Source organism: Mesonia oceanica (assembly GCF_902499555.1).
In the GTDB taxonomy this organism is placed as follows: domain Bacteria; phylum Bacteroidota; class Bacteroidia; order Flavobacteriales; family Flavobacteriaceae; genus Mesonia; species Mesonia oceanica.
Window position 1 is genome coordinate 28,874 of the sequence record NZ_CABVMM010000004.1, and the last position, 14,135, is coordinate 43,008.

18 protein-coding genes are annotated in these 14,135 nt (G+C 33.7%); 6 read left to right on the plus strand and 12 right to left on the minus strand.

Annotated elements, in window-relative coordinates; genetic code table 11:
* Window positions 1–96: 96 nt before the first annotated feature.
* The 3 genes from FVB9532_RS05575 to FVB9532_RS05585 are packed head-to-tail and all read right to left on the minus strand — an operon-like array spanning window position 97 to window position 2,994.
* Window positions 97–1,644: a PH domain-containing protein gene (locus FVB9532_RS05575; protein WP_150544220.1), complete on the minus strand. Its 1,548-nt coding sequence runs from the start codon at window positions 1,642–1,644 to the stop codon at window positions 97–99.
* A complete protein-coding gene (locus tag FVB9532_RS05580) occupies window positions 1,637–2,167 on the minus strand; it encodes a PH domain-containing protein (RefSeq protein ID WP_150544221.1) in 531 nt (176 codons plus the stop codon). Before FVB9532_RS05580 ends, FVB9532_RS05575 begins: the two co-directional genes overlap by 8 nt.
* Window positions 2,155–2,994 (minus strand): 1,4-dihydroxy-2-naphthoyl-CoA synthase, encoded by an 840-nt coding sequence (locus FVB9532_RS05585; protein WP_150544222.1) that lies wholly within the window; start codon window positions 2,992–2,994, stop codon window positions 2,155–2,157. The genes FVB9532_RS05580 and FVB9532_RS05585 overlap by 13 nt, the downstream gene beginning before the upstream one ends.
* Before the next feature lie 82 nt (window positions 2,995–3,076).
* Between FVB9532_RS05585 and FVB9532_RS05590 the strand changes: the two genes are divergently transcribed.
* The 3 genes from FVB9532_RS05590 to FVB9532_RS05600 are packed head-to-tail and all read left to right on the plus strand — an operon-like array spanning window position 3,077 to window position 4,454.
* A complete protein-coding gene (locus FVB9532_RS05590; protein ID WP_150544223.1) occupies window positions 3,077–3,436 on the plus strand; it encodes a hypothetical protein in 360 nt (119 codons plus the stop codon).
* The gene (locus tag FVB9532_RS05595) at window positions 3,433–3,852 is read left to right on the plus strand and encodes a hypothetical protein (RefSeq protein WP_150544224.1); all 420 of its coding nucleotides are present in this window, start codon (window positions 3,433–3,435) and stop codon (window positions 3,850–3,852) included. The genes FVB9532_RS05590 and FVB9532_RS05595 overlap by 4 nt, the downstream gene beginning before the upstream one ends.
* Window positions 3,853–3,905: 53 nt before the next feature.
* Window positions 3,906–4,454 (plus strand): hypothetical protein, encoded by a 549-nt coding sequence (locus FVB9532_RS05600; RefSeq protein WP_150544225.1) that lies wholly within the window; start codon window positions 3,906–3,908, stop codon window positions 4,452–4,454.
* Here the strand turns inward: FVB9532_RS05600 and FVB9532_RS05605 are convergent.
* The 3 genes from FVB9532_RS05605 to menD form a co-directional block, all read right to left on the minus strand.
* A complete protein-coding gene (locus tag FVB9532_RS05605) occupies window positions 4,447–5,286 on the minus strand; it encodes a CvfB family protein (protein WP_150544226.1) in 840 nt (279 codons plus the stop codon). The two genes, FVB9532_RS05600 and FVB9532_RS05605, sit on opposite strands and share 8 nt — an antisense overlap.
* A 135-nt stretch (window positions 5,287–5,421) precedes the next feature.
* Complete coding sequence (locus tag FVB9532_RS05610) at window positions 5,422–5,760, minus strand: DUF2853 family protein (protein ID WP_150544227.1); 339 nt, start codon at window positions 5,758–5,760, stop codon at window positions 5,422–5,424.
* A 171-nt stretch (window positions 5,761–5,931) separates the two neighbouring features.
* On the minus strand, window positions 5,932–7,674 hold the full coding sequence (menD, locus tag FVB9532_RS05615) for a 2-succinyl-5-enolpyruvyl-6-hydroxy-3-cyclohexene-1-carboxylic-acid synthase (protein ID WP_150544228.1): 1,743 nt from the start codon (window positions 7,672–7,674) through the stop codon (window positions 5,932–5,934).
* A 168-nt stretch (window positions 7,675–7,842) separates the two neighbouring features.
* Here menD and FVB9532_RS05620 point away from each other — a divergent pair, with 168 nt between their 5' ends.
* A complete protein-coding gene (locus FVB9532_RS05620; protein WP_150544229.1) occupies window positions 7,843–8,070 on the plus strand; it encodes a hypothetical protein in 228 nt (75 codons plus the stop codon).
* An 11-nt stretch (window positions 8,071–8,081) separates the two neighbouring features.
* Window positions 8,082–8,393: a type II toxin-antitoxin system RelE/ParE family toxin gene (locus tag FVB9532_RS05625; RefSeq protein ID WP_150544230.1), complete on the plus strand. Its 312-nt coding sequence runs from the start codon at window positions 8,082–8,084 to the stop codon at window positions 8,391–8,393.
* A gap of 103 nt (window positions 8,394–8,496) precedes the next feature.
* Here the strand turns inward: FVB9532_RS05625 and FVB9532_RS05630 are convergent, their stop codons facing one another.
* Entirely contained in the window at window positions 8,497–9,624 is a 1,128-nt protein-coding gene (locus FVB9532_RS05630; protein ID WP_150544231.1) for a chorismate-binding protein, read from the minus strand.
* Window positions 9,625–9,793: 169 nt separating this feature from the next.
* Entirely contained in the window at window positions 9,794–10,219 is a 426-nt protein-coding gene (locus FVB9532_RS05635; RefSeq protein ID WP_150544232.1) for a PaaI family thioesterase, read from the minus strand.
* A 237-nt stretch (window positions 10,220–10,456) separates the two neighbouring features.
* On the opposite strand from FVB9532_RS05635, the gene FVB9532_RS05640 reads away from it, so the two are divergent.
* Window positions 10,457–11,104, plus strand: a complete 648-nt coding sequence (locus FVB9532_RS05640; RefSeq protein WP_150544233.1) for an alpha/beta hydrolase — start codon at window positions 10,457–10,459, stop codon at window positions 11,102–11,104.
* A gap of 270 nt (window positions 11,105–11,374) precedes the next feature.
* Here the strand turns inward: FVB9532_RS05640 and mazG are convergent, their stop codons facing one another.
* The 4 genes from mazG to ruvX all read right to left on the minus strand — a co-directional run bounded on the left by mazG (window position 11,375) and on the right by ruvX (window position 14,120).
* On the minus strand, window positions 11,375–12,148 hold the full coding sequence (gene mazG / locus FVB9532_RS05645) for a nucleoside triphosphate pyrophosphohydrolase (protein ID WP_150544234.1): 774 nt from the start codon (window positions 12,146–12,148) through the stop codon (window positions 11,375–11,377).
* Between the two features lie 435 nt (window positions 12,149–12,583).
* Window positions 12,584–13,015: a DUF5606 family protein gene (locus FVB9532_RS05650; RefSeq protein ID WP_150544235.1), complete on the minus strand. Its 432-nt coding sequence runs from the start codon at window positions 13,013–13,015 to the stop codon at window positions 12,584–12,586.
* Window positions 13,016–13,071: 56 nt separating this feature from the next.
* Window positions 13,072–13,662 (minus strand): peptide deformylase, encoded by a 591-nt coding sequence (gene def, locus FVB9532_RS05655; RefSeq protein ID WP_150544236.1) that lies wholly within the window; start codon window positions 13,660–13,662, stop codon window positions 13,072–13,074.
* A gap of 53 nt (window positions 13,663–13,715) precedes the next feature.
* Window positions 13,716–14,120 carry a Holliday junction resolvase RuvX gene (gene ruvX / locus FVB9532_RS05660; protein ID WP_150544237.1) on the minus strand — a complete coding sequence of 135 codons (405 nt, stop codon included), beginning with the start codon at window positions 14,118–14,120 and terminating at the stop codon, window positions 13,716–13,718.
* Window positions 14,121–14,135: the final 15 nt, after the last annotated feature.

The following is a 14,135-nucleotide window of genomic DNA, read 5'->3' on the forward strand; positions in this document are numbered from 1 at the left end:
CTCATAAAAGTCTGCCTTTCAAAAGTGTAGGTTTAATGCATTAAAAAAACAAACCCCTTGATTTTAAAAATCAAGGGGTTTGTTTTTTTAAACATATCACATCCAAGCTTTGTGGGATGTCTCTATTTTATAAAAACTATAATTTAAGTTTTTCAATACTTCTTCTTTTACTAACGGAAAAGACAAATCACCTCCCGCAGTATGAAATACCAAATTATACAAACCACGTTTTCTAAACCAAATGGGCTGATTTATAGTAATGGATTGTAATTTATAGAGTTCTAAAATTTCTGTCTCCTGATTCCAAAATCCGTGTTTTTTGATGATGAAATTCTCGGTAAATTCTACAGAAATACTTTCGTAATATTTCTTATTAAAGAATACCGAAATGACTAAATAAATTAAAGAGATAGGTAAAATTACTTGCCACTCATACCAAGAAAAAATTACTACAGGAATAAATGCTAATACCAACGGAATTAAACTCCAGAAGATTCTTCTCACTAACAGAATTCGATTTGGTTTAATCTTTACTGAATTTTCTTCTGAACGGTTATAAAGAAATTCTTTTATCTTTTGAAGTTTCTCTTTTGCTAGACCCGGAATCTTAATTTTACTTTTCTTATTTTGAAGTTGATCTGAACTACTTGCCAAAGCAACTTCTGCTTCATATAAGTTTAGCTTTTTCTGAATAGGATTGGTACTCAACCTTAATAATTGAACCCTTCTAGGTTTCAATGAAGTTCGGGTATTTGTTTTTAATCCCATTTCTAAATCTAAGCTTGATGGGGTTTGTATTAGTTTAAGATTAAAGTATTTTACAAAAATTTCAATAGTAGAAATCACAATCCCAACTAAAAAAGTAAAAATTAAAGCAACTATCAATACAAATAGTACTGCACTAGTCGATGTATAATTTTGATCTAAATATTCAACGCCTCTATCTAAATAAGTGTTTTCAATTTTAAGTTGATTTAACTCATTCATGATCGTTCCGAAGAAAAGAAAAATCAACCAAATTCCTCGTAAGTAGTTAGAAGTTAAACCGAGTTTTAATAAATCTAAAACTTCTAATTGATGCTTCCACACTACTCTATTTCTTACAGAGGTTGTTGATGAAGTTGCATTTTCAGTTTCAATTCTATTTTCAACTTCATTTTCACTCGTGCTTTCTTCTGCGGCCAAATCCATTAAAATTCTTCTAAGTGAATCTGCTTTTTCCCTAGAAAGTGCTTTTATGGTAACTTCTTTATCGCTACTCCCTGCCGTGTCAATAGCTACTTCATACACATCAATAATTCGTTGAACAATGGACCTTTTAAAATATACTTGTTGAATTTTATCAAACGGGATATTGATAAATTCCGTAGAAAAAACCCCTTTTTGAAGTACAAATTCCTTTTGCTTATAATCAATATGGAATTTAAAATTCTTATAATGTAAAATACTGAAAAACAAAACAACTATTCCTAAAACTCCAAGACCAAGTAAAATATAGAGTAAAATGTTTCCTTCGTGCTTCCCTAGTAGGAAATAAACTCCTAACACCCATAAACTCTTTAAAATCTTAAAAAAAGCAGCTAGGAAAATTACAAGAATTCCTACTTTAGATTGCCGTTGAGGAATAGAAAAAGGTTTATTCATTTTCTTCTACCGTTAGTTTTTTGGCTACTGCTTCTTTTAATTTCACAGCTAAATCTGGTAATAGACCGGGGATACTCACATCGCTTCCCTGACCGCCGGCAGTAAATATTTTTAAGGTAGAAATTCCCAAAGCTTTATCTAAGACCCCACGGGAAATAGAAACATGCTGAATTCGATTGAATGGGATGACCGTAGTTTTAGTCACCAAATAACCACGACGATAAATTAAATCTTTATCCCGAATAACATAGCCATATTTACTTTGCAATAAAAACGCATTTAAATAAGCCAATCCAAAAATCACAACGACCAATCCTAATGCTAAATAAAGTACCCAATGTGGTGGAGCTAAATAAAACAGTAGTCCCCAACCTATTAAACAGAACACCAAACCAATAGAAATTTGAATGAAATTTTTGGTTTGTTTTTTTATAGAAATGGATTGAAAATCTACTGCCTGATAATCGGGCAGCAGATTAATGTTGATTTGTTCGTTTGAAAATTGGCTCTCTAAGGAATCCATTTTTTCTCGAAATTTGGTTGACGTTTTTCCAGAAACGCATTTCTTCCTTCTTTAGCTTCATCGGTCATATAAGCTAAGCGTGTTGCTTCTCCTGCAAATACTTGTTGCCCAACCATTCCATCATCGGTAAGGTTCATCGCAAACTTCAACATTTTAATAGAAATCGGCGATTTTGCCAATACTTCTTGCGCCCATTCATACGCTGTTGCTTCTAACTCATCATGCGGCACTACGGCATTTACCATTCCCATTTCAAAAGCTTCTTGTGCCGAATAATTTCTACCTAAAAAGAAAATTTCACGTGCTTTTTTCTGCCCTACCATTTTCGCTAAATAAGCCGAACCATAACCTCCATCAAAACTGGTCACATCGGCATCAGTTTGCTTAAAGATGGCATGTTCTTTACTCGCCAATGTCATATCGCAAACCACATGTAAACTGTGTCCGCCACCTACAGCCCAACCTGGGACCACACAAATCACGGCTTTTGGCATAAACCTTATTAAACGCTGGACTTCTAAAATATTCAATCGGTGATAACCGTCTTCCCCTACATAACCTTCTTTTCCTCTAGCTTTTTGGTCGCCACCACTACAAAAAGACCAAACTCCATCTTTGGTCGAAGGTCCTTCCGCCGAAAGCAAAACCACTCCAATAGCAGTATCTTCATGTGCATCGTGAAAGGCATCTAATAATTCACTTGTGGTTTTAGGCCTAAAAGCATTTCTAACATTAGGTCGGTTGAAGGCTATTCTCGCAACTCCGTTAAATTTTTTATAAGTAATATCTTCGTATTCTTTAGCAGTTTCCCACTTTATTTCACTCATAATTCTGGTATTATTTTCTGTAAAATTACAGTTTTTATTGAGAATTTATTAAATTTATACATAAGATACCTGATACTTAAAAATGAGAAATATTTATTTTATATGCTTATGTTTTATTTTTAGTGCTGGAACAGTTTTAGCTCAACAGAAACAGAACAAAGAAGAAGTTTTTACGGAAGTAAAACAAAAAGAAAAACTCCCTACTTATTTGGAGAATATTTATTTAGTAGGTGATGATGTAGCTATGGCTAAAAATTATTCGTCTCCATTAAAAAAATACAAAAAGGGAAGTAAAGCTTACGTGAGTTCAGAAAGAGCTAACTATATTTTTAAAGAAAGTCCTTTACTAAAAAGTATCCAGCCCAATTATAACTATTTAGGTGGAAATTTAAATTTTGAAAATAATCGTATTCCCTCTCCAGAAGACATACAACCAAGATGAAATTAATTTTAAAATCTACCCTATTTATATTTATCTTTTCAAATACATTAATAGCTCAAGAGGATACATCTATCTCTAAGGAAGTTGAAAATATAAAATATTTTAGCTGGGAAAGTTACTCTCGATTCAATTTGAATGAAAGACCCGTATATCCTGAAAAGGATTTATCAATTTTAACTAAGGGAAACAAATGCTTAAGTAATATAGAATTTGGATATACCGGAAAAGAAATTAACTCCACTTCTCAATTCAATCATTTTTCTGTTATAAGAGATTATAAGCTTCGAAAACTTCAACAAAGAATGGATCCCAATAGTAATTATCCTAATCACGGAATCTATCTTAACGATACGGAATGCCAACCCTATCCGCTGTTCGAAGTAAAAGTTATCGATAATTTTTCAATTGGGATATAATCTCAGATTTTTTTAGCATAATATTTGATACCTTTATGCTGAAATTGAATTTTATGAAGTTTAAGTTTTTCGTGTTTATTTTTCTATTGGGTTTCTTCTCCTATGCACAAGAATGGGAAAACCCGAATATTTTCGTCACCAATAATCAAATTATAAAAGTTGATTTGTATAGCGGCCAAGCGGTTTCTCTTTCCCAATTTGATGGATATATGAAACCGGAACGAAAGCAATTTTCAATTCCGCAAGGAAATGTTTTTGGTGAAGATGACGATCGTGAAATCAATATGATGGCTTTGGCACAAACTAAAGAGTGGCAAAGAAAAAGAGGAATTGTAGATATGCAGTTTCCCGCCCGGCAATTACAGCAAATTAACGGACAGGTTCAAGTTTTTTATAACACTCAGGCTAATTTTAAATACCGAACTGATTTTAACCTAGATTATTACGGACAGGGAACTCCCGACGGCGGAATACGAAATGAGGTTTATCAAGATATGACACAACCTACGATTAATCCTTATTACTTAAACAACCCGTATTATCCTTACCGAAGAAATTCCCGCAGAAATTCAGGTAATTTCAATTTTTATATTTCTAGATAAGCCTAATCCCGTCTTCTTCTATAGAAATTACACGTTTTTTGTACAATGTCCCAACTGCTCTTTTAAAACTCTTTTTACTCATTTCTAACCAATTTTTGATTTCTTCCGGAGTAGATTTATCGGTTAATGGTAAAAAGCCATCTTGTAATTGCAATTCATTATAAATTGCATCTGCATTAGGTTCTATACTTCGGTAACCCGGACGTTGTAATGTAACATCTATTTTATTGTCCTTGCGTATCTTTTTAACCCAACCTTCCAATTGGTCACCGGTTTTTAAATCTTGAAAAACATCATCGTGATACACCAAACCTTGGTGTAATTCATTAACAATTAAATTAAAACCAATGTCGGTTTTGTTGGTAACGATTACATCTACTTTTTCAAAAGGTTCAACCGTAACATCACTATTATCTAAAAAGTGATTTACTTTACTTGAAGCTACTAAACGCTGAGTTTCTTCATCTAAATAGCAGAAAATTAAATAATGCTCTCCTTTTTTCATGGGATAAGCTTGTTCTTTAAACGGAACAAACAAATGTTTTTCCAATCCCCAATCTAAAAAAGCGCCCATTTTAGTAACATCTACACATTCTAAAAAAGCAAATTCATCTAACTGAACGTAAGGCTGCAAAGTAGTTGCTACCGGACGCTCATCATGATCTAAATACACAAAAACCTCTAGTTCATCACCAATCTCAAAACTTTCCGGTTTGTATTTATTGGGCAATAAAACTTCATTTTCTTTCTCCCCACTATCATCTTTTAAAAAAAGTCCCGGAGGCGTGTCTCGATCTATTGTTAAGGTATGATATTCACCAATGCTAAGCATAACTCTAATTTAGATGGCAAAGATAAGTGCTTTAAGACATAAAACGCCCAAAAAGAAAAAGAAATACATTTTGATCATTACATCATCTGCAATCATTTCTTTTTCCTCTTGGGCGTGGCAGTTGTAAGCTTTAGCCTATTTAAATACCTGTTCTTTATTAAAATATTTGGTAAGTAAATAATAAACAACAACCCTGTGCTTATTACGGTTTGATTTTCCGTATTTTTCTATTACGGCATTGATAGCTATGTTTAATTTATCGCTATCTTCCATACCTAATTTTCCTACTAAAAAATTTTTCCTTACTCGTTTTAATTCTTCTTCATCAGAAGATGCAACCGTATTAGCATCACTGTTGTAAATCGAAGGCCCCATACTTTCTGCTATTTTCCGCAGTAAATCTATATCAGGCTTATCCACAATTTTAGTTACATCTTCAATATACTGTCCTACTTTTTCATCTAATTTACTCATAACTATTTTTTTGGATTTTTAGTTCATGTCAAAATACACAAACACTCTCCTAAAGACTGTTATGAATACGCTAAATAACAATGTTTTAAGGAAGCTTGTTAAGGAAAGTAAAATATATATTCTGAAAAATTTTAGTATAAGAAAGTTATCAGCTCGGGTAAAATCAAGAGTCTAATCCTTCGGAAGTAAAACTTTAAAATAATTTTTCAGGTATTTATCATTCTCTTCCCTTGGCGTAAAAATTTCTAAAATCTTAGGTTGATCACCTTCCGCATAAAATTGAATCAGTTCTTTTTTCAAACTCATTTCATCAGTCGCCGCTTGGTAAGAAAAACCATACATTTCAGCTAAATGATTAGCTCTCAAATTATGGGTAGTTTCAAAGAAAGTTGAAAAATGTTCGGCTTCTTTCGCTCCGGGTAAAATCCGGAAAATCCCTCCTCCTTGATTGTTGATGATGATAATTCTGAAGGTTTTGGGTATGTAATTATTCCACAACGCATTACTATCATACAAAAAACTAACATCACCCGTAATTAATGTAGTGGGAAACTTTGCTTTTACAGCCGCACCTACCGCTGTAGAAGAACTGCCATCAATTCCGCTTGTACCTCGGTTACAATACACTTGCAAACTCGGATAAAGCCTGAATAACTGCGCATAACGCACCACACTACTGTTAGAAAGATGGATCACTTGTTGCTCGGGCATTTGCTGTAAAATCTGGCGAAAAGCTTTTAAATCACAAAATGGAATCTCTTCCATATACCTATCGTGGTGTATATCACGTTGCGCATTCACTTGGAGCCATTGGTCACGATAATTACTTTTTACTCCTTGCGTTAACGGAATAAATTTGCTGAAAAATTCATTGGCATTTACATCAAAATGCTTGTTTAAACAGAAAAAGGTATCAAAAGCCTTCTTCGCATCCACATGCCAATGATGCTTGGGCTGATAAGTTCTTAAAAAAGCTTTTATCTTTTTGGAGATGATGAGTCCACCAAACGTCAATAAGATATCGGGTTGTAACTGTTGAAATTCCTCTTCTTTAGCTGCCGAAACTTCGATGGGAGCAATTAACTTATCGATTCTGGTAATAAATTTTTCGTGATGTAAATTTGAAGTGGTTTCCGTAAAGACTAGAACGGATGGGTCTTCTGCCAATTCATCTAAAAATTTCTGCTCGATGGCATTCGGTTTATTTACGCCCACCAATACCAATTTTCGTTTGGCTTGGTTCCAGATTTCAGCATAAGCTTTTAGAGCTTTTTCTGTAGTGGTTTTTGGCTCTCGAATCGGTTCAATCGTTAACGGATGTACGGTAGGTTTTTCTACTAACTGGTATAAAGGTTCATAAAACGGGGCATTGATGTGTACCGGACCGTTTTGTTCTATGGCCGTATTCAAGGCTAAATTAATTTCCCGTTCGTTATGCTTTTGGGCTTCAAATAATTTTTGTTTTAACTTCGGATCTATGGTTGCAGATTCTTCCAACACCAATTCTGAATACAAATTAGCCGAATATAAAATATGGTTTTGGTATACATTTTTCTGCCTAATGGTTTGTCCATCACCAATATCGATGCGTTCTACAGGTCTATCGGCAGAAATCACCACCAATGGCACATCGCTATAAAAAGCTTCTGCAATAGCCGGATAATAATTCAACAACGCACTCCCTGAAGAACAACATAAGGCAACAGGTTCTTGTAATTGTTGCGCTAAACCTAAAGCAAAAAATGCCGCTGAACGCTCATCGACAACACTATATGCTTCAATTTCTGGGTGATTGGAAAAACTTATGGTTAAAGGTGCATTACGTGATCCCGGAGAAATAACCACATTTTTAATTCCTTTAGAAAGACATAATAGCGTGATAGATTGTGCAAGCGGTATGCTGGAGTATTGCATTGTTTCAGTTGAATTTTCTAATGCAAAAATAAGGCTTATTAATTAATCCAACAGGAAATTATTAAAAGCTTAATACCTGATTTAGCTTTACAATGCTAATGTGTTCATTAACAATTAAATTTAAAAAGATTGAAGCAATTTCGTATATTTGATTTAAACAGGTTTGCTATGGATATGAAAACTCGAAAATTAAATCTGATATCTTATCTTGCTCATATTCAAGATGAAACTATTTTAGATAAAATTGAAAAATATATTTTAGAAAACAATGAATTTAAAGTAAAGCCTTTAAGTGTAAAAGAATTATTAAACCGTATAGAAATCTCTGAAAAGGATTTTAAAAACAAAAAATTTAAGACCCAAACTGAGTTAGAAATAATGTCAGAAAACTGGTAAGAATTTAAGGAATGCAAATAATTTGGTCAGATTTTGCTATTAATAATTTAAAAGAAATTTTTAATTATTATAAAACAAATGTAAGCCTTAAAATTGCCCATGCCATAAGAAAACAAATTCTTGAAGCGACTAAACAACTCCAGAGATTTCCAGAATCTGGATCACCTGAATTTTATTTAGAAGAACTCCAACTAAATCATCGATATTTAGTGATTAATAATTACAAAATCATTTATAGAATCTCAGAAAATAAAATTCTTATTAATGATGTATTTGATGTTAGACAAAGTCCTAACAAAATGATTAATAAAAGAACTAAATAACTTCCTCTAAAAAAATAGTTGATGTTCTATTTTATTAAATAAAAAAAATTGAGTTTTATTTTCAGACTACATGACCTCTCACCTCTACCTCCTAAATTCTAATTCATAATACATTTTGCATCGTTTCCGCTTTTCTTAATGTTTCTTCCCACTCTGCTGTCGGGTTAGAATCTTTGGTAATCCCACCTCCTATGTAAAGCAAGGCTTTATTTTCCAATAATTGCATGCAACGTAAATTCACATACAAATTAGATTGGCGCTCGATTAAATTAAACGCTGAATTCTCCACATTTCGTTTTCTCGGATTTCTGGGTTTCTCCACCTGAATATTCAGTTCTCCCACATACCCGGAATAAAACGCACGGTCGTAGTGTTCTTCTTTTAAAATAAATGTTTTAGCCATCTCTTTTGGCAAACCGCAAACGGCCGGAGTGGGATGTAAATTGGTTACGATTTCTTCCAAGCTGTCTTTCTGAAAAACCCCGGTTATGTCTGTTTTTAAGTGAACTACATTTCCTGCTCGATGGGTTTGTACTTCAGAAATTTGTAAATTTTCGATCCCTTTAATACTTTTTAAAGCATTTTCAATAGTTCGTGTAACAATGGCTTGTTCTTCTTTTTCTTTTTCGCCCCAAGCAATTTCTGCAGTTTCTTTAAAAACCTGAGTTCCTGCCAAAGCCATCGTTTTAAAACGGTTGTTTTGAGTTTTCACCAAAGTTTCTGGTGTGGCTGCCAACCACAAACCTACTTGCGGATGGTACCAACAATACACAAATGCCGCAGGATAAGTTTTCAGCAATCGTTTAAAATATTCAATAGGCGCTGTTTTTACAACCAAGACTTGCTTTCTGGAAAGAACCACTTTTTCTAAAGCTGAATTTTCTATCGTTTCAATCCCTTTTGCTACTATATTTTCGTGAAAAGCTTTCTGCTGAAGGCTATTTTCAAATTCTTTTGTAGTATTGGTCTCTTCTTCAATAACTAAGTCTTCCGCAGTACATTTCAGTTTAGAAAAAACAGCATCTTTTCGGTTAAAAAAAATGGTTCTCTTCTGGTTATCAAAAGGGGCAAATACAAAACCTTCTTGCTGAAAATTTTCTAAATATTCCAAGGTTGCTTTTTGCTGAAGTTGACACTGAAACTCATCGGAATTTGGATGTCGATAGGCCACGAAAGGCAATTGTGCTTCGAGTTGTTTTTCTAATTGCTGAAAATATTCGGGTAAGGTCATTGGCTATAATAATTATTCTTTACTAATGTCACCTTGAGCCTTTCGTCTATCGCTCAAGATCAACTAAAGTCGAAAGTTTTTTAATCATCTTCATAGTTCTCGACTCGGCTCTAACTAACATAAATTAGATCCTGATTTACATTTTGACAAACTCAGTATGACTTAGAATTTATTTTTTCTTAGGCAAAGCAATGGTGGTCAATTTTACTGCTGAAATTAAATTTTCTTCAACATCTCTAATTTTAATATCCCAAACCTGTGTCGTTTTTCCTTTGTGAATAAATTCGGCACGAGCAAAAACCTCTCCGCTAGCAATACTTTTTACATGATTAGCAGAAATTTCGATACCCCGAATGTAAAAATGTTCTCCATCTAAAAAGATAAAACTCGCAGCACTCCCTACACTTTCTGCTAAAGCCACCATAGCACCACCGTGTAAAACGCCATCCGGCTGATGAACTTTTGGAGTCACCGGCATTTTGGCGATTAGAAAATCTTTACCTACATCAATAAATTCAATTTCTAAGGTTTCCATTAAGGTATTTTTGCACATTTTTGCACAACCGGCTAGTATTTCTTCTTTGGAATATTTCATTTAAATATTTAATTCTTATTGTAATGTCACATTGAGCGGAGTCGAAATGTTTTTAAATTACAGTTGTTAGGTTTCAAAATCGTTAAGAGATGCGGAATCAAACAGCAATTGTTATACACCTACAAGGTTTTAGAAAGCTTGTAGGAAGAAAAATTTTATTCATTTCTAACTATCTTTGGGCATCAGACAATATATCTCAAACTCAATTATTGAGTAAAAATACAAAATAGCAACTACATGGCGACCGAAGAAAAAAAGGTTTCTTACCAAACAACCAACACCTACTCTACTAAAAATAAATTGACCTCAGCTACCAAAAATGTTTGGTTCTGTTGTCACGGACTTGGTTTTTTAAGTCGGTATTTCATTCAGTATTTTAATGGATTGGATGCGGAAGAAAATTATATTATCGCCCCACAAGCACCTTCTAAATATTACCAAAAATCAGATTTCAAGCATGTGGGTGCTAGTTGGCTAACGCGTGAAGAAACTCAACAAGAAACTGAAAATGTATTGAATTACTTAGATTCGGTTCTCGCTACGGAAGAAATCCCGAATGATAAACGTCTTATTTTACTAGGCTATTCACAAGGAGTTTCAGTAGTGACCCGTTGGATGGCTTCCCGAAAATTAGCATGTGACACCCTTGTGATTCATTCTGGAGGAATCCCAAAAGAACTTCAACCTCAAGATTTTGAATTTCTACAACATACAAAAGTTGAATTATGGTACGGTACGCAAGATGAATATTTAACCGAAAAACGAATTGCAGAAGAAACTAAACGCGCCAAAGAAATGTTTGGAGATCGTTTAGAAATCATTCCATTTGAAGGAAAACATGTAGTCAATCGAGACTTAATTAATGAATTAGGAATTAGGAATTAGGAATTAGGAATTAGGAATTAGGAATTAGGAATTAGGAATTAGGAATTAGGAATTAGGAATTAGGAATTAGGAATTAGGAATTAGGAATTAGGAATTAGGAATTAGGAAAACTTTATTTTTTGAATTGAATACAAAGCTTTCAAAAATAAAATTTTGAAAAGTTATCAACTTGTATGCCGGTGATTTGATTCTTGATCAAACCCGGAATAACGAAAACAATCACCTATTTATTTTTTTAATTTCGACTTCTAGTTCAGTTTCAACTTCTGCTTAAATTTTCTTCGCTTCTTCCCAAAAAACATCCATCTCTTCTAACGTCATTTCTTTAAGTGATTTATTATTTTCTTTAGCTTTTTCTTCTAAATATTGAAAGCGCTTGATGAATTTTTTATTGGTCCGTTCCAATGCATTTTCAGGATTTACCTTTAAAAATCTGGCGTAATTAATCATCGAGAACAGTACATCACCAAATTCAGCTTCGATCAGGTCTTGATTCTGGGTATTTACTTCTTCTTGAAGCTCGTTGAGTTCTTCTTTTACTTTTTCAAAAACCTGTTGGGGTTCTTCCCAATCAAAGCCTACGCCTGCAACTTTATCCTGAATTCTACTTGCCTTCACCAAAGCTGGTAAGGAATGCGGTACGCCTTCCAAAACACTTTTTTTACCTTCTTTAAGTTTTAAATTTTCCCAGTTTTTCTTGACGTCCTCTTCATTGTCAACCTCCACATCTCCGTAAATATGCGGATGACGGGAAATAAGTTTTTCGCAAATACCATTGGCGACATCGGCGATATCAAAGCTTTTTTTCTCACTTCCTATTTTAGAATAGAAAACAATATGCAATAAAACATCACCAAGTTCTTTTTTAACTTCCTCCAAATCCTTATCTAAAATAGCATCACCCAACTCGTAAGTTTCTTCGATAGTTAAATGCCTTAATGTTTCCATGGTTTGTTTACGGTCCCACGGACATTTTTCACGAAGTTCATCCATAATAGTCAGTAATCGATCAAACGCTTGCAATTGGTCTTTTCTAGAATTCATAGGTCTCGTTTTGGGAGTTTAAAAATACAATTTCTCAGGAAGATGTGAGAGATGAATAGTGAGATTTTAGTTTTTTAAATTAAAAGTAAATCTCTTCTGTGATTCCTGCCCTTCCAATCGGCAAGAAAGGCTTAACCCGAAATTTTATACAATATTGAAGTACAAATAGTAAGGATGAGATACTGAACTCGAACACTCAACGGAGTTAAACGAGTTTAACATGGAGTTATTTATATCAAGTAGAGATTTTGCAAAAGGGATCAGTATCGTTTTTTACTTGCCCAAAACCCTTCCAATCCACCTTAAGGTGACCAGTAAGAAAGACTTTTCTTTCTACAAGTAAGTATAACCAATAGTCAAGTACTTCTGGGCTTACCAATAAAAAAAGCCTTGTAGCATCACTACAAGGCTTTTAAATTTTGATGAAAAAACTTTTTATTCTTCTTCTGAAGCGGTTTCTTCTTTTTCTTCTGCTTCCTGCTCAGAGAAATCTGTAACTCCAGCATTTACCAAAATATTATACCATTGGAATACTTTTTTGATGTCACTAGCATATACGCGATCTTCATCGTATTCCGGTAATATCTCTTTAAAATATCCTTCTAATTTTGCTTTAGATTCTTTGTGGCTTATGGCTTCTTTACCATCTTCCTTTTCTGCAATTTTCTGAAAAACCTCTCGTAAAGGTACTTCTTCTGTATAAGTATACATTGCGATTTCACTAAGCATGCTCACATTGTGACGCACATTTACCGATATTTTTTTACCATCTGCCAACGATTCTGCCACGAAACCTCCACGGGTTTGGGCTTTTAATTCATACAATCCCGGTTTTCCTGAAATAGCTAATACTTTCTCTAAATTCATGTTTTAATTTTTTAAGGGTCGCAAATATCTAATCTCTCGCTATAATAACAAAAAGATTAGCGTGCTTTTTTTGCATTAGGAAAGCGCATTCTGTAATCTATTCGAATATCGCCTTTACTTATTTTTTGTAATTTACTTTTAATGAGACGCTTCTTTAGTGCCGATAATTTATCGGTAAAAAGAATTCCTTCAATATGATCGTATTCGTGTTGAATGACTCTTGCCGCTAAACCATCATAGGTCTCTGTATGTTTATTAAAATCTTGATCGTAATATTCAATAGTGATTTCTTGTTTTCTAAACACATCTTCACGAACATCGGGTATACTTAAACAGCCTTCGTTAAATGCCCATTCGTCCCCTTTTTCTTCTAGAATTTTTGCATTGATAAAAGCTTTTTTAAGGTCTTTTAATTGTTCTTCATCTTCTGCTGAAAGATCTTCATCGTCTAAAAATGGAGTTGTATCAATGACAAATAAGCGTATAGGAAGCCCTATTTGAGGAGCTGCCAAACCAACGCCAGAAGCATTATACATAGTCTCAAACATGTTTTCGACTAGCTCATTAAGTTTTGGATAATCTTGAGATATGTCTTTTGCTTTTTTCTTTAAAACAGGATCTCCGTAAGCGACAACTGGTAATATCATGTTAATCTGCTAATTTTTAATTTTAAAATGTGATAATACGTAAAATTTTATCATCAATACAAATAGGACTGTAAAATTATGGTGGCACTAATTTCGTCTACCAAAGCTTTATTGCGACGTTGTTTTTTTTTGAGTCCGCTATCAATCATGGTTTGTACTGCCATTTTTGAAGTAAATCGTTCATCTACTCGTTCTACTTTCATCTGCGGAAACTTTTTAGCAAACTTTTTTAAAAACTCCTGGATGAATTCTTCACTTTGGGAAGCAGCTCCATCCTTTTGTTTTGGTTCTCCCATTAAAACTAATTCTACTTTTTCTTTAGAAAAATAATCTTCTAAAAAGGAAAGCAAATTAGGGGTCTCTACCGTAGTTAAACCGGAAGCTATCATTTTTAACTCATCGGTTACGGCAACGCCAGTTCGCTTGGTTCCAAAATCTAAGGCCAAAATTCTAGCCATATTCAATTTTTTTGC